Annotated in this window: 11 protein-coding genes; 1 reads left to right on the plus strand and 10 read right to left on the minus strand. The window is 69.9% G+C overall.

From position 1 onward, the window contains the following. The 9 genes from KY501_RS36925 to KY501_RS36965 all read right to left on the minus strand — a co-directional run bounded on the left by KY501_RS36925 (position 1) and on the right by KY501_RS36965 (position 17583). The gene (locus KY501_RS36925) at positions 1 to 1308 is read right to left on the minus strand and encodes a chloride channel protein (protein WP_224368573.1); all 1308 of its coding nucleotides are present in this window, start codon (positions 1306 to 1308) and stop codon (positions 1 to 3) included. 58 nt (positions 1309 to 1366) lie between these two features. Then, the gene (locus KY501_RS36930) at positions 1367 to 1933 is read right to left on the minus strand and encodes a Uma2 family endonuclease (RefSeq protein ID WP_224368574.1); all 567 of its coding nucleotides are present in this window, start codon (positions 1931 to 1933) and stop codon (positions 1367 to 1369) included. A gap of 102 nt (positions 1934 to 2035) precedes the next feature. Beyond that, positions 2036 to 2533: a hypothetical protein gene (locus tag KY501_RS36935; protein ID WP_224368575.1), complete on the minus strand. Its 498-nt coding sequence runs from the start codon at positions 2531 to 2533 to the stop codon at positions 2036 to 2038. Continuing rightward, positions 2520 to 3962 carry a reverse transcriptase family protein gene (locus KY501_RS36940; protein ID WP_224368576.1) on the minus strand — a complete coding sequence of 481 codons (1443 nt, stop codon included), beginning with the start codon at positions 3960 to 3962 and terminating at the stop codon, positions 2520 to 2522. Before KY501_RS36940 ends, KY501_RS36935 begins: the two co-directional genes overlap by 14 nt. A 703-nt stretch (positions 3963 to 4665) precedes the next feature. Beyond that, positions 4666 to 6504 carry an SWIM zinc finger family protein gene (locus KY501_RS36945; protein WP_224368577.1) on the minus strand — a complete coding sequence of 613 codons (1839 nt, stop codon included), beginning with the start codon at positions 6502 to 6504 and terminating at the stop codon, positions 4666 to 4668. After that, the gene (locus KY501_RS36950) at positions 6501 to 13064 is read right to left on the minus strand and encodes a HEAT repeat domain-containing protein (RefSeq protein WP_224368578.1); all 6564 of its coding nucleotides are present in this window, start codon (positions 13062 to 13064) and stop codon (positions 6501 to 6503) included. The genes KY501_RS36945 and KY501_RS36950 overlap by 4 nt, the downstream gene beginning before the upstream one ends. A gap of 123 nt (positions 13065 to 13187) precedes the next feature. Further along, positions 13188 to 15053: an NBR1-Ig-like domain-containing protein gene (locus tag KY501_RS36955; protein ID WP_224368579.1), complete on the minus strand. Its 1866-nt coding sequence runs from the start codon at positions 15051 to 15053 to the stop codon at positions 13188 to 13190. 113 nt (positions 15054 to 15166) lie between these two features. Next, positions 15167 to 16627, minus strand: coding sequence for an MDR family MFS transporter (locus KY501_RS36960; protein WP_224368580.1), 1461 nt, complete (start codon positions 16625 to 16627; stop codon positions 15167 to 15169). A gap of 86 nt (positions 16628 to 16713) precedes the next feature. Beyond that, positions 16714 to 17583: a hypothetical protein gene (locus tag KY501_RS36965; protein WP_224368581.1), complete on the minus strand. Its 870-nt coding sequence runs from the start codon at positions 17581 to 17583 to the stop codon at positions 16714 to 16716. 110 nt (positions 17584 to 17693) lie between these two features. On the opposite strand from KY501_RS36965, the gene KY501_RS36970 reads away from it, so the two are divergent. Then, positions 17694 to 19271: an AAA family ATPase gene (locus KY501_RS36970; protein ID WP_224368582.1), complete on the plus strand. Its 1578-nt coding sequence runs from the start codon at positions 17694 to 17696 to the stop codon at positions 19269 to 19271. A gap of 33 nt (positions 19272 to 19304) precedes the next feature. Here the strand turns inward: KY501_RS36970 and KY501_RS36975 are convergent, their stop codons facing one another. Beyond that, positions 19305 to 20666 (minus strand): TAXI family TRAP transporter solute-binding subunit, encoded by a 1362-nt coding sequence (locus tag KY501_RS36975; protein ID WP_224368583.1) that lies wholly within the window; start codon positions 20664 to 20666, stop codon positions 19305 to 19307. Between the last annotated feature and the right edge of the window lie 2 nt (positions 20667 to 20668).

Genomic DNA, 20668 nt, shown 5'->3' on the forward strand with positions numbered 1-20668 from the left:
TCAGGGCTGTGAGGACTCGGGTGGCGTGGGCTGAGGCGGTGGCTTGGAGGATTCGCCCGGCAGCTCTCGCAACGGTACGAGCCGGGACAGCAGCGGCCCACCGTGTTTCAGCCGGGCGATGCGCTGAGAGGGGTAGATGCCTCGGTGGCCCGTGAGCAGGTACGCCACCGTGGAGACGATGGCCACGTGCGGCAGGACGCTCGCGCCCACCAACTCCACCGCCATGATGGAGAGGGATAGGGGGGTGTTGGCCGCGGCGGCGAAGAGGGCCGCCATCCCCACCGCCGCTCCGAGATCCACCGGCAGCCCGAGCAGCCGCGCGAGCACGTTGCCCAGCGCCGCGCCGATGAAGAACAGCGGCGTCACCTCGCCTCCCAGGAAGCCCGAGCCCAGCGTCACCGCCGTGAAGAGCAGCTTCCACGCGAACGCCGCCTCTGGCAGCTCGGGGTCTATAAAGGATCGGACGATGGTGGGCACGCCCAGGCCCAGGTACGCGTTCGTCCCCACCAGCTTCCACAGCCCCACCACCGCGAGCCCGCCGATGGCCATGCGCACCGGTAACCAGGGCACGCGCCCCTCCAGCAGCTTCTTCAGCCTGTGGGTTGCCTCCACGAAGAGGATGGCCACCCCCGCCACGGCCACGGCGAACGCCAGCCACTTCGCCAGCACCCACACCGAGAGCGCTAGGGCCGCCGGTGTCGGGTACACGGTGTGGACGATGCCCAGCGAGCGCGTGACGAGGTCTCCCACGACCGAGGCCACCAGGGCGGGCAGTAGCGCCTCGTAGCCCAGGCGCCCCACGACGACGACTTCCAGCCCGAACACCGCACCGGCGATGGGCGTGCCGAATACGGAGCCGAACCCTCCGGCGATGCCCGCGGCGAGCAGCTCGCGGCGCGTGTCCGCGGAGACGCGCAGACGGTGGGAGAGGGCATCGGCCAGGCTGCCGCCCATCTGCACGGCGGTGCCCTCGCGGCCCGCGCTGCCTCCGAAGAGGTGGGTGAGCACAGTGCCCAACAGCACCATGGGTGCCATGCGCAGGGGGATCTGCTGATCGCCTTCGTGCACCGTGTCGATGATCAGGTTGTTGCCGCCTCGGATGGGTTTGCCCCACTTCGCGTACAGCGCACCGATGACGAGCCCGGCCAGGGGCAGGGTGTAGATGATGACGGGGTGGGCCTCGCGGAAGGCGGTGGCCTGCTCCAGCAGGTGCAGGAAGAGCGCCGAGGCCCCGCCACACACGACGCCGACAAGGCCTCCGAGCAACAGCCACTGCGCCAGCGAGCGCGCTCCGCGGGAGAGATTCACGGCCTCGCAGTGTAGACGGAGCGAAGCCCGGGGGAAGGGATGACCCGGCCGGAACGGGTCAGTGCTCCCAGAGCAAGTCCAGTTTCAGCTCGATGGCCTCGAAGGGCTCGGCCCTCACAGTGGCGTTGCCCTCATACGCTCCGAGCCGGAGCCAGCGGCCCTCTGCCAGCCGGTACACCTCCAGCATGCGAGGGCGTGGATCCACGAGCCACAGGTGCTTCACACCCTCGCGCGCGTAGGCCGTCATCTTCCGCGCGCGGTCCAGCGCTTCCGTGGAGGGGGACAGCACCTCGCAGACCCAATCCGGCGCGAGCGTCATCGCAGCTTCCTCCGGAATCTCCGGCAGCCTCTCTCGCCTCCATCCCGCCACGTCCGGCACGAGCGCGTCCCTCCCCAGGTGCAGTTCCGGTTCGAAGAGCAACACCCATCCGCCGAGCCCTTCGGATCCTGGAGGCCTGTCGAAGGGGCTCAGCGTCTGAACGAGCCGGACCGTGGCCCGGGCATGTCTCGGCGCCGGACGCGGGCTGACGTACAGCTCCCCATCGACGATCTCACCCACCCGGTGAGGCGGCACGCCCTCCAGGTCCTCAAAGGTGGCCGCTCGTCGCGGTGGCCTGTCGCTCATCCCTTCAGAATGCAGCCCTGGCTCGATTGCCGCAACCGCTTCACCCCACGCCCCGCCCATGATTTCGCTCATGGGTGGAGCAAGGGTGGGGTACGGGCCTTCTCAGGGTTTCGGCGGCGGGAACACCAGGCCACCCAGGCGGCTCTTGGAGTCGAGCAGGGCCCGGGTGAAGTCCTCGGCTGTCTGGGGCCGGGAGAGCTTCAGGACGTCGGGGTGCACCAGCCTCGAAGGTATCTGTTTGGCCATGGCATTGTCGGCATGCCGGGCCTCCTCGTCGTTGCGGCCGACGGTCCAATCCTGGCTCTGCATGGCGGAGGTGAGCGCCTCGCTCCAGCCTCGCAGCCAGGCCTCGATGCGAGGGTCCTCGCGATGGGCGGCAGGAACCAGCAGCACCGCCTGCTCAAACACATAGTGAATGTACGGGTCGGCACCGCCCATGTCCCAGCAGACCAGCCGGAACACCGCGCAGAGGTCACCCTCCGCGGCGTCGTTGGGGCGGTCCGTCGCGTCCGGCACCCAGTGCAGCCCGAAGAAGTCGGATTGGATGGGCAGCAGCTCTTCGAGCAGAGCGTGCAGCCGTGCCGTGTCAACGCTGCTCATTCTTCTCCAGCGCCTCGAGCTGCTCCAGGAAGGCACGGCCCTTCGCTGGATCCGTCATGTGGATGAAGGCCGCCATCCCCTTGAGCTGCTCCAGCGTCTCGCCCTCCTTGCCCGGTTTGCCCTTGCTCCGGTTGTGGATCGCCGCGCGCAACTGCCGCACCACGTCCCGAGGCACTCGCGCCGCCGGCACTCCCTCCGGCGCCTCGTTCACCACCAGCCCCGTCACCCGCTGCTGCGAGCCCTTGCGCAGCACCCGCGTCTTGTCCGGGTGCATCGTGAAGCCCTCGGCCTCCAGGATGCTCTGCACCCGCGCCAGCAACACCGCCACCGGCGCGTCCGCCTGCGCCTTCCCCTTCGCTCCCTTTGCCCGCCGCCACGAGAACGTCAGGTCATCCGCGTAGCGCGTGTAGATGAAGCCCAGCCGCTTCGCCATCGCCGACACCCGCTTGTCCAGCTTCAGGCACAGCGCGTTCGTCAGCCCCGGAGAGGTGGGCGCTCCCTGCGGCAGCGCTCGCGGCCCCTTGGCCACGTACAGCGTCTTGCCTCGGAACTGCATCACCTCGCGCGGGGCCTCGGTGGCCAGCAGCGACAACAGCGTCGCCGAACCCTCCGCCAGCCCGCCCTTGCGCAACAGCCCCTTCACCCGCCTCCACGTCACCGAGGGGAAGAAGTCCTTCACGTCCACCTTCACCACCACCTCCGCGCCCCGGTGCGCCAGCGCGTTGGTGAGGATGGAGCGCCCCGCCACGAAGCCGTGCGCCGCCCCGTGCACCGGCAGCCGCTCCACCACGTTGGACAGCACCCAGCGCTGCGCCGCCTTCAGCTCCTTCTTCGGCGCCGTAATCGTTCGCTGCCCGCCGTCCCGCTTCGGAATCTGCCAGCTCTGGTAGTGCGTGCCCGTGTCCACCTCGCGGTGGTAGGCGAACCCGCGCAGCCGCGACACCGAGACGCCCAGCGCCTTCGCCAGGGACTCGACCGAGTCCAGCTCTGGCATCCCGTTCGCCTTCGCCCGCTCCTCCCGGTCCGCCACGTCGAACTTGTCCGGGCCGCCCTGCTCGTTCCAGTGCACCCCCGTGCCCAGGTGGTTGATGTGCGTGGCCTTCCACGCCTCGAACACCTGACGCTTCAGCGCGCGGCGCTCGACGGCCTCCGCCTTCTTCTTCTCCTTCCAGGCGGATTTCTGCTTCTCGGAGAGATCCTCGAAGTCCACCTCCTCCGCGGCCACACCCTTCGCCACCAACTGGGCGCGCACCCACTCGTCCGTGCCTCCCGCCTCCTCGATGGCCTTCCACCGTGACAGCAGGGCTTCGTGCTGCTGGCGGCGGGCCTCGCGCTGGGCGAGCACGGCCGGAGAAGGCGGCGTGGGCTGGGGAGCGGTGGAGGCCTGCGGCGGCGCGGCGGGGACGTGAGACTCCAGCTTGGACGTCATGGGCAGCTCCTGACTGCGGGGCGGCGGCGGGCGGGCGCGACGGACGCGAGCGATCGAGAGAGGCCCCCAAGGCACCACCTGCTCACCTGGGGCACGGTAGCCTCACCGGCTCTCCCCTCCGAGCACCACTGGCCGGGATGGAGAAACGGCGGTTGCGTCGTGGGCTCAGCTCTCCGTCCCGGCCAGTGGTGCTCGGAGGGAAGAGAGCCAAGAACAGGCTACCTTGCGGAGAGTGTCCAGCATTGCTTCCAGAGCGGCGCAGCGCCGCTCCCGCGCTCGAGGCGCTGAGGCTGATGGCTTTGGGACCTCTCTCAATCGTTCGCGTCGTGTGAGGACTCTTCTACACCAGCCGTGCAGCCACGTCGATGTAACGCAAGCACTCGAGGGAGGCCCCCAAGGCACCACCTGCTCACCTGGGGCACGGTAGCCTCACCGGCTCTCCCTAGCGCAGTACCTCTACCGCGCAAGGAAAACGACGGTTGCGTCGTAGGCTCAGCTCCCTTGCGCGGTAGAGGTACTGCGCTAGGAAGAGAGCCAAGAACAGGCTACCTTGCGGAGAGTGTCCAGCATTGCTTCCAGAGCGGCGCAACGCCGCTCCCGCGCTCGAGGCGCTGAGGCTGATGACTTTGGGACCTCTCCCGGGTGCTCGCGCTGAAGAGTCTCGTGTCTCGTCCCACCTTCCTTTCGTGCGTTGGGCGTGTCTTTACATCACCGTCGAGGCCGCATCGATGTAACCCTCGGACGCCAGCGACTCCAGGCGGGCGAAGTAGGCCGTGCGAGCCTCGGCATCCGTATCGAACCACAGCTTCTGCCGGCGCGGCTCGCCCAGACGCGGGCCCCACTCCACCGCCACCACCTTGCCGTCCAGCGAGACGCGGTACACCTGCTCCTGTCCGGAGGCCTCGCGCCGCACGTACGAGCGCGTCTCCGCGCGGATGAGCTTGCGGCCCTCGGGAGTCTGCCGCAGCGCCTCCTCGGCCGCGCGCTGCCGGGCGTACGCCAGCCGCAGCGCCATCATGTGCTCGCACGGGCCCTCGCGCAGCCCCGAGCGACGGAAGTGCGGACAGCCGCAGCTGGCTCCCTTCACCCGGCCCTCGAGATCCAACGTGAAGACAGGGAAGAAGCTGCGCACGGCCTCGCGATCCACCACCTCGCCGTGGATGCGGGTGCCCTCGCCCACCACCTCGTGGACCTTGGTGACCTTGGCTTCTCCCGCGCCCGGCCCGCCGTCGCCCAGCAGCCGGTGGGCCCGCGCCTCGCGCTCGCTGCCGAAGCGGATGGCCGCCTCGTCCACCGGCGTGGCCATCAGCTCGCGCGGGCGGTAGGTGCCCTGGGCGACGTCATAGAGGATGCGCCCGCGCAGGCACTCGAGCTGCAACGCCGCGCGCACCGCGTCCTTGGGGGCTCCCGCGCCCGCCACCAACTTCTCGAAGGAGAGCGGACCCTCCGAGCGCAGCCGCTGGCGCAGCTTCTCCGAGAGCCCTTCCGGCACCGCGCGCGGCATGAGCACATCGAAGGCCGCGGCGCTGGACCAGCCGCTCTCCGTCCAGCCCGTGAGCCCCAGCGTCAGCGTGGCCGGACCCATGTCCACCACCCAGAACACCGGCAGGCCCGGGCCGAGCAGTTGCACCCGGATGCTCTGCGCGTGGGGCAGCAGCCGCGCCAGGGCCGTCAGGCGCTGCCTTCCGAAGGTCCGCACCACCGCCGGCGCCGAGCCCGTGTACGCCGAGGCGTGGCACTCCAGCACCAGCTCCCACGGCTCCAGCACCAGCCGTGGCGGGGCGCCCGGCACCAGCTCGAAGCGCAGCGCGCGCGGCGCCTTCTTCGCCTTCTGGGTGCGCAGGGCGAACAGCAGGTTGTACAAGTCAATGGGCGCCAGCGTGCACGTGCTCGCCGGGAGCGTGGCCGCCGATTGCACCTGGAGGAAGCCGCGCAGCCACGCGTGAGGTACCTCCACGTTGCGCGGCGCCCGAGTCTCTCGCGACGGCAGCGCCACGTGCGCTTCGAGCGACAGCGGCACGTAGGTGCGCAGCCGATCCACCTTGTTCATCAGCTCGGACGGCACGTCCAGGAAGGTGGAGCCGTGCGCAGCCTCGCGCCCGTCGAAGAGCGTGTTGTCGAAGGCCAGCCGCGCATAGGCGCTCTCGTCCCGGGAGAAGACCTCCAGGGACACCTGATCCGGATCCACCGTGAGCACCGGATCCAACACCGTGTCCTTCTGTTCCTCCGTCTGAAGCGAGGCATCCAGGAACGCCTTCTGCGCCTCCCAGATCTGCGCGGTGGCACGCTTGCCCTGCTTCATGAGGTAGGCGAGGTACGCGGTGCGATCCCTGCCGCGGTAGCGCAAGTCACTCGACAGCACGCCGAGCGCGGCGGCCAGCGCGTCTCGGAAGAGGGCGGGCTCGCGCACCCGGCCGCGAAGGCCCACGGTGCCGCGAGAGCCCTCCAGCGCCAGCAGCACACGAGAGGTGTCCGGACGGGCCTCCACGTCGCTCGCGGTGGCGTAGCGCAGCTCGACGGGGTGGCGGGTGGCGGTCGTCACGACGGGCTTCCTCCCTTGCGGGCGCGCTCGGCGGCCCGGCGTGCACGTTTGTGGGCGCGGTAGGCCGCCTTGCGCAGCTCCACCGACTGGCCCTTGTCGAAGGCCTGGCCCCGCAGCAGCTCCGCGGCGTCATCTCCGCCCATGCGGCCCAGCGCGGCCCACGCGTCCTGCTTCACCTCGGTCGAGGCTCCGGTCGCCAGCGGGCGCAGGGGGTCGAGCTGATGCGTGGCAATCACCACGGGCAAGGCTACCCGGCGGCCCTCGGAGGTGGCGAGCGATTTGGAGTCTTTCAGCCCCGCGCCCATGGGCCCCACGGCCACCGGGTCGAAGGGCTTCACCGTGAGCGCCCACTCCGCGCGGTCCGGAGCCAGCCGGGCCAGGGACGTGGCCGCGGCCTCGCGCACCCTCGCATCCGGATCCGCGAGGGCGGCGCGCAGGGCCTCGGTCGCGGCGGTGAGCTCCTTGGGAGCAGAGAGGGCGGGTTTGGCTCCGGCGGCCGCCGTGCCCAGGTGGCCCAGCGTGCGTGCCGCTTCCTGACGCACCTCGCCAGGGGCTCCGGTCTCTCCGTTCTGGAGGATGGCGCGAGCCCCGGTGGCCAGCTCGGAGATGCCCAGGCGTGAGCCCGCCCAGAGCAGCCGCTCCCAGGCCTGGGCCAGCGGTGGCCGCTTCGGGCCAGGGGCCGAGGCCCATTCGGAGGCGGCGTGCCGCTCGGCCTTCACCACGGCCGTGGAGAGCGTGGCCATGTCCGAGGCGGGCGGCGGAGTGCGCGGCTCGCCCGTCCAGGTGCCGATGACGCGGGCCGCTTCCTCGCGGGCTTGCGGCTGCTCATGCGAGAGCAGCGCGACCAGCTCCGGTACGGGCAGGGCCCCCCGGCGCGCGAGCCCCCGGCGGAGCCGCTTCCGCAAGGGCTCGTTCTTCAACGTCCCCAGCCGGGGAACGAGCAGCGCGGGCTCGGCTTCTTCGGCGAGGTACGTGGCGGCGGGCTCGGAGATGTCCGAATAGCGGCTCGCCACGGCGAGGAACTCCACGCGCACCCGGTCCTTCGGGAAGAGCACGTCGAGCGCCTTGCGCGCCTCCTTGCGCAGCGTGAAGTCATTCGAGTCGAACACCGATGCCAGCGCCGGCTCGGCGGCGGTGTCCCCCAGCTTGCCCAGCTCCGCCGCGGCGGTGATGCGCACCGGGCTGGAGGTGCTGTCGTCCGTGAGCAGTGCCTCGATCTTCACGCGGGCTCGCTCGCCGCCGATGTACCGAAGGCCCCGGACACCCGCCTGCTGCTGCTCGGAGGAGTCTGCCTCCATGGCCTCGGACTCCACCTTCTCCTCGACGCGCCTGCGATCCTCGCCCTCGGGGAGCTTCGCGGCCAGGCGGCCCAGGCCCTCGATGGCGGCGACCACCATGCTTGGCTCGGCGGGAGCCTCGGGAGTGCCGCCCGCGGCCACCGTCTCCAGCTCGGTCAGGGCGCGCGCGTCTCCCAGCGTGCCGAGCGCCAGCAGCGCCCGCTCACGTTCTCCCGGCTCACCGGCACGCACGTAGAGCAGCAGGGGACGCAGGGAGCTCGGGAGCTTCTTGAAGGCAGCAGCCTCCGCGGCGGGCAGCATCAGCTCGCGAGCCCCGGCGCGGAGCACCTCTTCGATGGGCTCCACCTTCGCACCCTGATGCACCACGCGCTGGGCATAACGTGCCACCGCCTCGCGGCGCACCGTCACATCCCGGTCCGTGAAGAGGCTCAGCAGCAGCGCGTCCTGGCCCTGGTCGGCGCCGTGCTCCAGCTCGCGCGGGATGGCCTGCCGCACCGCCACATCCGAGGAGCGTGCCGCTGAGCGCAGGAAGCGCACCGAGAGCGCAGCGTCCCGCAGCTTCATGTCGCGGGTGCCATCGGGCAGTGGCTTCACGTTCCGGTCCGCCACCGTCATGGCCGCAGAGACGCAGGCCAGTCTCACGCTGGGAGCCTCATCCTCCAGCACCTGCCGGGCCAGCACGTCCACCGCATCCGGGTTCAGCGTGCGGCCCAGCGCGTTCACGAGGTTGTTGCGCTCATCGAGGCTCGTCGAGGTGCGCAGCCTGCCGGCCAGCGCGGCCACGGCGGCGGGAGAAGCCAGCCGGGCCAGGGCTTCCATGGAGCGCTTCGCGGTGGCGGCGTTCTCCGAGCGCAGGAAGGCGCCCAGCACCTCCACGGCCCGGTCATCCTTGCGCCACGCGAGCAGCTCCGAGGCGCGCAGCCTCAGGTCCTCATGCTCGCTGGCCATGGCGCGGCCGAGCGCCTCGGTGACGCGCGAATCGTTGGCTCCGGACAGTCGCTCGATGACGCCGATGCGCAGGTCCGAGTGCTCGCTGGAGAGCGCGGCCAGCAGCGGCTCGAGGCTGCCAGCGGGGCTGAGCTTCTCCAGCAGCTCGAAGGCGTACTTGCGCACCTCCGGCAGCGGCGAGTTGAGCGCGGCGGTGATGCGAGGCCGGGCCGCATCTCCCCGCGTGGCCAGCTCGTCCAGGGCCGCACGGGCCACGTCCTGCGAGAGCGAGGCCAGGGCCAGCGACAGCGGCTCATCCGAGCCGGCGGGGTACAGCTCCTTGAGGCCCGCCAGGGCCGCCTTGCGCACCAGTTGGTGCGGATCCTCCAGCGCGCGCAGGAGCGCGGCCACGGCGGCGGGCTGTCCGGCGAAGCCCTCTTGAGTGAGCTTCACCACGCGATCCACGGCATCGCGGCGGACGCGGTGTCCCTCGTCGTCTCCGGCGGACACCTGGCGCAGCAGACCGACGTAGGCGCCGAAGGCCAACCGGCGCAGGTGCTGGCGCTCGGCGGAGGCGAGTGCATCGGCCGAGGGCGTGGCCTCCTTGCTGGAGCCGGAGGAGAACAGGCGCCGCAGCCAGCTCTTCGCGGGCTTGTCCTGCTCGGGCCGGGGCTTCGGAGCCGTCTCCGGCTTCCACGGCTGCTCCAGCGAGCGCGGGCGGGCCACCTTCTGGGCCTCGCGGAAGTAGTCCAGCGGCTTCTGGCGCAGGTTGAGCACCTGGGCGGCGGCGTAGCGCTGCTCGGAGACTTCGCTCGCGAGCGCCTCGGCCAGCCCCACCATGCGGCGGCCTCGCTCATCCTCGGCGGGCCACTCCTTCATGTCGCCCGCCTTCTCCGGCTTGGGCGGCAGCAGCGCTTCGATCAAGTGGGCCTGATAGGCCTCGGGATCGGCTCGCAGCTCCAGCGAGCGAGCGGCGGCGTAGCGCACCTCGGGACGGGCACTGGAGAGCGCGCTGGTGAGCAGGTCCGGCGGCCCACCCCGGCGCGAGGCGCGCAGATCCCTCGCGAGGATGATGGCGAACACCATCTCCTGCACTTCACGGGCGCGATCCTCCAGGCCGTGGAGCATGCCACCCTCGCCCTCGGAGCCGAGCGCCGCGAAGGAGAGGATGGCGCCCAGGCGGATGGGCAGATGGTCATGCCGCAGCGTGCCGGTGAGCACGGGCAGGGCGCGCGCGTCGCCCAGGCGCGAGAGGCCATCCGCCACCCAGGAGCGCACCGCCACATCCGCATGCCCGAGCGCATCCAACAGGTAACCCTCGTCGCCACGGCGGCAGGCGGTGGCCAGGCCTCGGCCGCCCTGCTCGCGCACCTCGCCCAGCTCATGCTTGAGCAGCGTGGTGGAATAGAAGGAGAGCAGCCGGCGCGAGCCCAGGGTGGCCAGCGCGCTCGCCGCCCGGGCCCGGAGCGGGTTGAGGAACGGCGGCGGGTAGCGGTGCTCCAGCTCCTTGTCGGTGATGAGCACGCGCATCGGCTCGATGATGTCCTCGGCTCCCCGAGCGGCGAGCAGCTCCGCGGCGCGCACCTTCAACGGCAGGGCGGCGGAGAGCAGGCCCGCGAGCAGCGGCCCGTTCTCTTTCGGGACGAGCTTGTCCAGGGACTCCAGCGCCTGGAGGTGGACGCTGGGCTCCTCGTCCTGGATGAGCTTGAGCAGCGGCGAGCGCACCGCATCCGCCGGAGCGTGGACCGCGTTCTTCGCCGCCAGCGTCCTCAGCGGGGCGTGCGCCGTCTCCACGGCCGCGAGGTGGGGCTCGGGCTTCTCCTTGCCAGCGATCTTCACCCACGCCTCGTACGCGGCGGTGGCCACGGCCGAGTCCCGGTCCTGCACCGTCTTCTTCAGCCGCTCGAGCGCCCAATCCTCCTTGGAGGCGCGCGAGGCCAGCTCCTCCACGGCGCGCAGGCGCAGATCCGGGAAGCGGCCGGCCAGGGCACGGTCCAGCGCCTTCTGCGGCTCCTTCTCGTTCCAGGCCCAGAGGGTGCGGAAGGCCTCGCCTCGCACCTTGGCGGCCTCGTCCTCCAGCGCGTTGCCCAGGAGGGGCTCGGCACCCTCGGGACGCTGGCCCTGAGCACCCAGCTTCACCAGCCGGTCCAGACCGCGGACGCGCACGTCCTCGAAACCCGAGCGCAGCGCGGCCTCGGCGCTGGAGAGCGGCGCCTCCGTATCCAGCGCCACCACGGCATCGAGCGCAGAGGAGCGCACGTCCGCGTTCGCATCATCCAGCATCCACACCAGCCGCTCACGGGCTCGCGGATCCTGCAGCGCCCGGAGTGCCGTGGCCGCCTGCTGGCGGATGGAGGACTCCGACTCGCGCGAGAGCTGGAGCAGCGCACCCAGCGCCCTGGCATCGCCGAGCTGTGCCAGCCCGCGAGCCCCGCGCACCGCCGTATCCGGAGTGCGGCAGGCCATGGCGGCGAGCAGCGGCTCCAGATCCGCCTCTGCGAGCGCCGCGCCGGGCTTGCCCGAGCCGAGGAGCTTCTCGAGGTGCTTGTCGCGGGCGGCCGTCACCTCGGCCTCGGTGGAGAACTTCGCCGTCTGACCCTCGGGGGACAGACGCTTGGCCGAGAGCACCGAGCGGCGGGCCACATCGCGCACGGCGAGGCGGAAGTCCTCGTCCTTCTGCTCCTGAACCTGGGCCAGGGACGGGTGCTCCAGCACGCGCACGGTGAAGGCCACGCGGCGCACATCCGCGTCCGCGTCATCCAGCGCGCGAGCCACCAGCGGCTGCAACTGCGCGGCGCCGAGCTGTCCCGCGCTGGCGGCGCGGATGAGCACCTCGACCTTGATATGCGCGGGGCCGCGCTCGAAGGCCGTCTTCAGCGGCTCGGTGCTGCCGGCGGGGGACACCTCGGTGAGGGCATCCAGCGCGGCCAGCCCCACGTTGGCGTCGCTGTCCGTGAACTTTCCAGAGATGAGACCCGGCACCAGCGGCGAGGTGCCCGCGAGCTTCGCCAGCCTGCGCAGGCCCAGGATGCGGATGTCCGCGAAGCGCGAGTCGAGCGCGGCGCGCGGGGCTCCCAGCGGAGACTCCTCCAGGGTGGCCAGGGCGTCGAGCGCGGCGGCGCGGACGGCGGGATGATCATCATCCAGGCGCTCGCGGAGCTTGGGGCGGGCGGCGGTGCGGCCACGGGCAGCCAGCTCGGAGGCGGCCAGCTTGCGGACCTCGGCCTCCTTGTCCGTGGAGAGCACCTTGAGGACGAAGTCGAGCGCCTCGGGCTCCTCCAGCGCCGCGGCCTCGCGCACGGCGGCCTCGCGCTTGGGCCGGCCTCCGCTCAGGGACTCGGTGAGCGCGTCGAAGCCGTGGGCATAGTCGACCTGCTCGTCGCCGGGCTTGCCATCCAGCAGGACGTTGACGCGGTACACGCGGCGCTCGTCCCCACCGGTGAAGACGAAGCCCAGCATGTTCTTGGCCTGCCGCGCGTTGGGCGGAGGCGCGAAGGCGAGCGCGTTCACCGGCTTGCTGCCGCAGTCGACCGTGCGCGGCTTGCGGCGCTCGTCCAAGCGCCACACCTTCACCTTGCCATCGGCGCCCGCGGTCCAGAACCGATCGCTCGGCTCCTCTCCGGCCTCGGCGGCGGGAGTGGGCGGGAAGAGGAGCGCGAGCACCGGCCCGGCGTGGCTGGAGTCCTTGTCGCCGCGCACCTCGGATTCGACGGCGCCGACGAGGTACCAGAGGCGGATGCGGCCATCATCTCCCGCGGAGGCCAGGCGCCCATCTCGCGGGGTGAAGGCCAGGGCGCGCACGGTGCCCTCGTGGCCCGCCATGTCCCGGCGAGCGCCCGAGGCCACGGTGAAGGAGCGCACCACGCCATCATCGCCCGCGCACGCGACGAAGATGTGGCCGGGGTCCACGGCCACGGCGCGCAGCGGCTGCGGAGAGGCCTGCCACTCGTGCACCTTCTTGCCCGAGTCCAGCACCCATCCGCGCAGGAACCCATCCGCGCCGACCGTATAGAAGTGCTTGGAGTCCGGGCTGAGCGCCACGCCCGTGCAACCGCCGGGGTGTGCGCCGGAGAGCTCTCGCTCCACCTTGCCCTCACCCAGCGAGCCCACGCGCACGGCGCCATCCGCACCGGCCGCCACCCACTGCTCCCCGGCGAGCGCCAGGGCTTGCACGGCGGAGGGCAGCTCCACGCTCCACAGCACCTTGGTGGCGGTGAAGTCGTACGCGGTGAGCCGACTGGCGGGGGCTGCACGGGCGCCGCCCACCAGGAGCACGCGGCCGTTGGCCGCGAGAGCGCGGACCTTCTCGATGTTGCCGATGGCAAGGTTGGCCATGACGCTCTTGATCCCTCCGAGTCGGATCCGAGGGGAGCGCTATGGGAGTCTCCCCGGCGGCTGCCGACTGCCCACCGCCGGGTTTAGCACAAGCCCTGCCCGGGCAAGCGATTCATCGCGAGGCTACTGGGGCTCGGGGCAGACCACATCCGGGCAGGTCTGTCCCGCGGGGCAGGAGCAGTTGCTGGTGACGAGGATGTTGACGGAGGGGGTGAAGTCCCCGAACCACACCACGGACTCCTGAAGCATCCGCCACTGGAAGGCGTAGAAGCCCGGCGTCGAAGGCGCGAAGGCCGTGAAGGTGAACGTCTTCTGCTGGCCCAGGTGGATGGTGTCGACGGGGCCCAGGAACACCCGCGTCTGGCCCCAGGTCCCATTGTCCTGGGGATTCTGGGAGCCCAGTCGGAAGGCCTGGCCCGCGGTCCACGCTTGGGTGCCCGTGTTCTTCATCGTGATGGACACGGTGAAGGCCTGCCCGGCCGTCACGGTGGTGGGTACGGACTGGCTGACGAAGGTGGCGTTGCGCACCGGCGTGTCGAGGAAGTTGGCCAGCACCTGCTGGCGGTGCGGCAGGAAGGTGCCGGTGAGCGCGGGAGAAATCACGAAGCGGGTGCCATCCGGGCCCGTCTCGGTGAACTCGGTGCTGTGGACGAAGCCGGAGGAGAGCGGGAACGTCAGGCCGCCGCCCAGGGGCGCATTGTTGCTGCGCTGGTGGCACCCGCCGCACGATTGCGACTGGGCGCGCGAGACGATCTGGTCCGGCGTCAGTGTGCTGCCGATGGCCGTGAGCTGGGTCTGGATGTTGGTGCGGAAGGTGCTCGCCCCGGTGCCGAACTGGGCCCGGTAGTTGTCCGGGCCGCCGTCGCTCTGAGCGTCGCTCTGGCCGCCGTTGAAGGTGTTCGGCACCTCGTAGCCGAAGGTGTTGATGTCGTTCACCGCCAGGCTGGCCACCTGCGTGAGGAAGTGGCTCTGGAACGAGGCGGCGCGAGGATCCGTGGAGGCCGGGTTGAACAGGCCGCCGAACGGGTTGGTCTTCACCGTCACCGGGACGAACTTCAGGATGCAGGAGCTGGAGGTGGCGCAGGTGCGCTGCGTCTGGAACTCGTGCAGCATCCACGGGCCGCCGCGGAACTGGTTGGTGCGCACCTGGCCGGTGTTGCCCGTGCGGTTGCCATAGTTGTCCAGGTGGACCACCGGCATGGAGATGACCTGGTTGGTGGTGGCATCCAGGCCCTGGAAGTAGAACTTGAAGAGCTTGGTGGCGCGCGACGCCGCGCTGGTGTCATCCGACAGGTTGCGCCAGAAGTTCGCGATGGGCCGGCAGCCCTCGATGCCGAGCGCAGGCTGCGGGTTGGGCAGCACGGCCTCGAAGATGATGAAGTTGCGGCCGCCCGTGCTCCGGGCGTAGACGATGCGGTACTCGCCGCAGTTGGCGCCGGTGCTGGGGGCCAGGTCGAACCGGTTGTAGAGGCCCACCGCCTTGTAGGCGTTCATCGAGGCGGACGTGGTGTCCAGGGCATCCGCACCCTCCGCGGTGCGGCAGGCGTAGGGGAAGCCGTTGAGGGTGTTGCTGTTGTCCGTGCAGTGGGCGTAGTTCGTCACCGCGTGCAAATCGGCCTGGCCGGGGGCGGGGTTCTGGGTGTCCCAGAGCTGGCGGAAGAGCTGGAGCGCGGTGAAGCCGGTGGCGCCGTTCTGCGTGGCCAGCTGGTTGAACACGGATTGGAGCGGGAAGTTGATGAGGATGGTCTGGTCCGTCACGGCCAGCGTCTTGCGCGGATCGATGACGCCCGCGAGCTGCGAGAGCGTGCGCTCATTGAACTCGGGCTCCATGCCGATGCCCGCGCGCTCCGAGTGCGGAGTCATCTCCGCGGGAGCGGAGGGCGGGGAGTTCTCGGGAGCAGGGGCCTCGGCCGGCGCTTCCACGCCGCATGCCGCGAGCCCGGCACAGAGGAACGACACACACAGCGACCTGAGCAGCCTGTGAATCATGGGATGACCCTGCCTGGATTTACCGCGAGTTCCAGGGTTGTCGGGCCATCACAGCCAGAGTTGCTGGAAAAAGACACCCTGAGTGGAACCACGTAGGTTCCGGGGAGAAGCGCTCAGTGCATGGCGGCTTCGCTCGCCTCGGGCTTCGCGGCAGGCTTCATGCGCGGGAAGAAGAAGCTGAAGGCGAAGGCGAGCAGTGCGGCAGCGGCCATGAGCCAGAAGTTGGTGGCCAGTCCATCCGCCAGAGAGCCGCTCAGTTGGCGCAGCACGTCGTCACCCAGTCCCCGCCCGTGCTCGGGCCCGAGCAACTCGTTGGCCGCGTGCACTGGGATGCTCGGGTCCGCGGTGAGCCGCTGGACGAGCACTCCGCCCATGATGCCCACGCCGAGCGCACCTCCAATGGTGCGGAAGAACATATTGCTGGCGGTGGCGACCCCGCGCACCTCCCAGCCGACGCTCGTCTGCACAGCGATGAGCACCGCTGTGGCCGCGAAGCCCAGGCCCGCGCCGAACAGCCCCATGGCCACCTCGGGGAGCAGCAGCGGAGCGCCGGGCTGGAGCACCAGCGCCATGATGACCGTGGAGCCTCCCGCAAGGCCCAGGCCGCCCATGATGAGAGGCCGGAACCCGACTCTCACCATCAGCCTCCCGCTGATGAGCGCACACACCGGCCATGCCACCAGCATGGGGGTGATCATCGCGCCGGCTTGCGTGGCCGTACCGCCCAGCACGCCCTGGACGAAGAGCGGGACGTAGGTGGTGGCGCCGAACATCGCCGCGGAGAACAGCGCCGAGGTGATGGATGCGATGGCGATCGTCGGTCGCACGAAGATGGCCGGAGGCATGATGGGCTCCTTCACCTTCCGCTCGACGAGGACGAAGGCCGTGAGCAGCACCGCCGCCAGCACGAGCGGCACCAGGCGGCTCCCCGTGCCCTGGACTCCCAGCAGGAGCGCCCCCACTCCCAGGCCGAGCAGCAGGGCGCCGCCGATGTCCAGGGAGTGTGGCTGCTTCTGGATGTTCTCGTGGAAGAAGGCCAGGAGCAGCACCATCGTGCCCAGGCCCACGGGCACGTTGATGTAGAAGATCCAGTGCCACGACAGCCACCGGACGATGAGTCCGCCGGCCAGCGGGCCCACGAGGCCCGAGATGCCCCACACGGCGCTGAAGACGCCCTGCACGCGGCCGCGCTCCTCCAGGCTGTAGATGTCTCCAATCACCGTCAGCGTGATGGGCTGGATGGCGCCCGCGCCCAGGCCCTGGAGCGTGCGGAAGACGATGAGCCACTCCATCGACGGAGACAGGCCGCTGGCCACCGAGCCGATGAGGAACAGGGTGATGCCGAAGAGGATGACGGGCTTGCGTCCGTAGAGGTCCGCCATCTTCCCGAAGATGGGGACGGTGACGGTGGAGGCCAGCATGTACGCGGTGAAGACCCAGGCGTAGTGCTCGATGCCTCCGAGGTCACTGACGACGGTGGGCATCGCAGTGGAGACGACAGTCATCTCCAGCGCCGCCATGAAGAGGCCGAGGGCGAGAGCAACAGTGGTGAGCGGGCGGTGGGTCTTGCGCATGGCGGATGAGGCTCGCGGAATAGCGCACACCGGTGTCCGGTGGGCAAGTGCGCGAGGCGGCAGCCACGTCACGGGACTGTGAGTTATCAGAAGCCGGGCTTGGGGGCGGGAGGCTCGGGGAGCTCCACGAGTCCGAGGACCACGCTCAAGGCGGAGCCGCCGTGCTGGGGGCCCTCGTCCACGCGTCCGAGCAGCACGAATCGCCTGCCGCTGGGAGACAGGACGAGACGATCGACCGTGGGCGTCCAATTCCCGGCCTGCGTGGCGGAGCCCTCGAAGGGGCCCAGGGTGAACTCGGCCAGCGGGGCGGGCTTCTTGCTGGAGCGGAGGCGCACCGTGAAGGTTGCGCGCGAGGAGTACGTGCCTGCCGGGGCATTCTCGGACGTGCCGAGCGCAGTCGTCTCGACGCGGCAGGAGACAGTGACGGTCTGCCGGGCCCAGGGGCCCGAGGGCAGCACCAGGGGTGTGGTGGCTGTGGAGATGAGCGTCTTGCCCTTGCCTCGCGGGAGGGGCCTTGCGGGCTTTCGCGGCACCACCAGCGTGCCGAGGTTCCGCAGATCGACCTCCTGCTGCGCCAGGGCCGTATTCGCCTGGGAGAGCCGGTCGCGTGCCGTCTCTGGAGGCGTGCACTTCTCCAGGTCCTGGATGGGCCAGTCTCCGACGGGCTTTGCGCCGTCGTAGAGCTGGAAGCGGAGCCCTCCGCGGAACTTCTTGCCCCGGTGGTCCATGTACCCGGGACAGTACGGGGGAGGCTCGTTCAAATCGTCGCTCTCATTGTCGGTCAGGCTGTAGATGCGGACGGCGAAGCGCTTTTCATCCTTCGACCAGCCGATGAGCTGGAGATCCGCGGGCGCGTCCGGGGAGACGCTGGACTTGAGCGCAGGGTTGCCCTTGGCGAGCACTGCACTGGACGCGAACAGGAGCAGGGCGAGGAAGCGGAAAGAGCGGCGAGCCATGGCTGAAGGAGAGCATGCCAGCAATGACCTGTCTTCGCGCGAACCCGTGAGCGGAAACCGGCCAGTGAAGGCTCTTGCGCCGAGCCCTCCAGCAGGTACAGGTTGTGCCCATGCCGCGCCGCTTCAACACTGCGGGTCCCTGCCGTCCAGACCTGCACTACATGATTCCCGCCGAGCGGCGGCTTCCCGAGGCCCCCGCCCTGGTGGAGCAGGGCGCCTATTTCGTCGTTCATGCCCCCAGGCAGACCGGGAAGACGACGGCGCTCCAAGCCCTGGCAGAGCGACTCACGGCTTCGGGCCATTTCGCCGCGCTTCATATCTCCTGTGAGATTGGAGAGGCCGCAGGGGATGACTTCGCGGAAGCTCAGCGCGCCATTCTCTCGCAGCTCCGCCAGTACTCGGAATTCTACCTGCCTGCGGAACTGCGTCCGCCTCCGTTCTCCGAAGCGCCAGACAGTGCGCTCCTGGGCAGCGCTCTGACCGCCTGGGCACGCGTCTGCCCGCGGCCCCTGGTGCTCTTCTTCGATGAGATCGATGCCTTGCGCGGCCAGAGCCTGATCAGCGTGCTGCGCCAACTGCGTTCCGGTTTTCCTCATCGCCCTGCTTTGTTTCCGGGCTCCATCATCCTGTGCGGGCTGCGCGACGTGCGTGACTACAAGGCCGCCAGTGGTGGCGATCCAGAGCGGTTGGGAACCGCTAGTCCGTTCAACGTCAAGCTCAAATCCCTGCGCCTGGGGGACTTCTCCCAGGAGGAGGTACGTGAGCTCTACATGCAGCATACGGAAGAGACGGGGCAGCTTTTCCTTGATGAGGCACTCACCCGTGTCTTCGCGTTGACCCAAGGGCAGCCTTGGCTTGTCAACGCCCTCGCCCGAGAGATGCTCGAAGAAATGAAGGTGCCTGTAAGCGAGCCCATCACCGTGGAACATGTGGAGACAGCCAAGGAGCGGCTCATCCTGGCCAGGGCCACCCACCTGGACTCGCTGGTGGCGAAGCTGCACGAGCCCCGCGTGCGCCGGGTGCTGGAGCCTGTACTGGCCGGGACGCTCGGCACGGACGGAGACACCTACCTCGATGACCTCCAGTACGTGAGGGACCTGGGCCTGTGTGCTCCGAACAACCCGGTGCGCATCGCCAATCCCATCTACCACGAGGTGATCGCACGGGTGCTGGCGTCGGGGCCCGAGTCCAAGGTTCTGGCCGAACCCAGGAGCTTTGTCCTGCCCGATGGCCGGTTGGACTTCGACCGGATGATGAAGGAGTTCGCCGAGTTCTGGCGGGAGCACGGCGAGGTGCTGGCCGCCGGAGTCAGCTACCACGAGGTGGCGCCGCAGTTGGTGCTCATGGCCTTCCTCCAGCGCGTTATCAACGGCGGAGGCTTCGTGGCACGCGAGTACGGCGTGGGCCGAGGCCGCATCGACCTTTTGGTGCGCTGGCCCTATATGGAAGGGGGCCAGCGGCACTGGCAGCGCCACGCGCTGGAGCTGAAGGTGTGGCGCGAAGGGGAGAAGAATCCCCTGCCCAAAGGGCTCGCCCAGCTCGATGAGTACCTCGAGCGCCTGGGCCTGGATGAAGGAGTGCTCGTCCTCTTCGATCGCCGCAAGGAAGCTGGGGACACCGAGTCCCGGACACGCTTCGAGCAGGCGCAGACGCCCTCGGGCCGCAAGGTGACCGTGCTCCGTGCGTGAAGTCCGCTGGTCAGGCCCGCGGAGCCGCCGCGCTCACCCGGCCTGCTGTACCGGCGGAACCTCCGCCCGGTCGGGCGCGCCCGAGAGCTGCCGCAGCAGCCGCCGGCGCACCACGTCGATGTGCTCTCGGAAGAAGTAGAGGTTCTCCGCGTACGACAGCGGCACCGGGATGTGGTTCACCTCGTGCTCCGCCTCCTCGAGCCGCTTCAACATGTCCTGGAGCATCTCCTGCCCCGGGTGCTCCTCGAGCTGGATCTCGAGCTCCTTCAGCAGCGCGTACCAACGGAAGATGCGCCGCCGCACCCGCCACAGGAATACCGCCGGAACGGCGCGCACCAGCGGCACCACCACGGCGATGATCGGCACCAGCATCACCCACAGCCGATCCACCAGGTTCGCCGCCCAGAACGGCAGGTAGCGCTGTAGGAATGGCACTCCCGCCTCGTAGTACCGCTTCGCCTCGCTGCTCAGCGGAAAGCCCGTCTCCAGCGGCGCCGGGAACTCGCCCGAGCGATCCAACAACCCCGCCGTGCCGTGGACCTCGCTCGCCGTGCGCATCAACAGATACGCCAGCGCTGGGTGCAGCGTGTCTTTCGCAATCAGGTTCGCGGTCGGCGCCAGCAGCACCACGTCCTGCGCCGGGATGTCCGCGCCCAGGTCGAACACCCCGCGCGGCAGCACCAGCTTCGACAGGTACGGGAACCGCCGCACGTAGGCCTCGCCCCGCACGAAGCTCAGCAGCCGCACCCCCGGAGCCGCCGCGAGCTTCTTCAGCACCGGAGACTCCGCGGGAGACACCAGGAACACCGCGTCAATCTGCCCCTGCTTGAGCTGCTCGATGGCCGCCTCGCGCTCGAGCGGCAGCAGCTCCGTGGGCTCCTTGTCCGCCCCGTTGGCCTGCAGCAGCGTGACGGCCAGCGCTCGCGTCCCACTCTCGGCCGGCCCCACCGCGATGCGCTTGCCCTTCAGCCCCACCAGATCCTCAATGGGCTCGCCCCGATAGAAGACCCACAGCGGGATGTAGGACAGGCTCCCGAGGGACACGATGCCCGGAGCCTTCTCTCCGTTCACCGTGCCGCTCTGCACGAAGGCGACGTCCACCTCCGCATTCTCATCGGAGAGCAGCTCCACGTTGGTGACCGAGCCCTTCGTCGGCCGCTGCTCCAGCGTGATGCCGTTGCGCGTGAGGGCATCCTGGTACTTCCGAGCGAAGTACCGGAACCCGCCCTCGTCCGCCGCCACCGCCATGACGAGCTTCTTCGGTGGCGCCGGCTTGATGAAAAAGAAAGTCGCGGCGAACGCGGCCGCGATGACCAGCAGCGCGGGCCCCAGCGCAATCCATAGATCGCGCCGCATCGTGCGCCGGAGCTGTTGCTTCAACGAGTCCTTCGTCATGG

The organism is Hyalangium versicolor (genome assembly GCF_020103695.1).
GTDB lineage: Bacteria > Myxococcota > Myxococcia > Myxococcales > Myxococcaceae > Hyalangium > Hyalangium versicolor.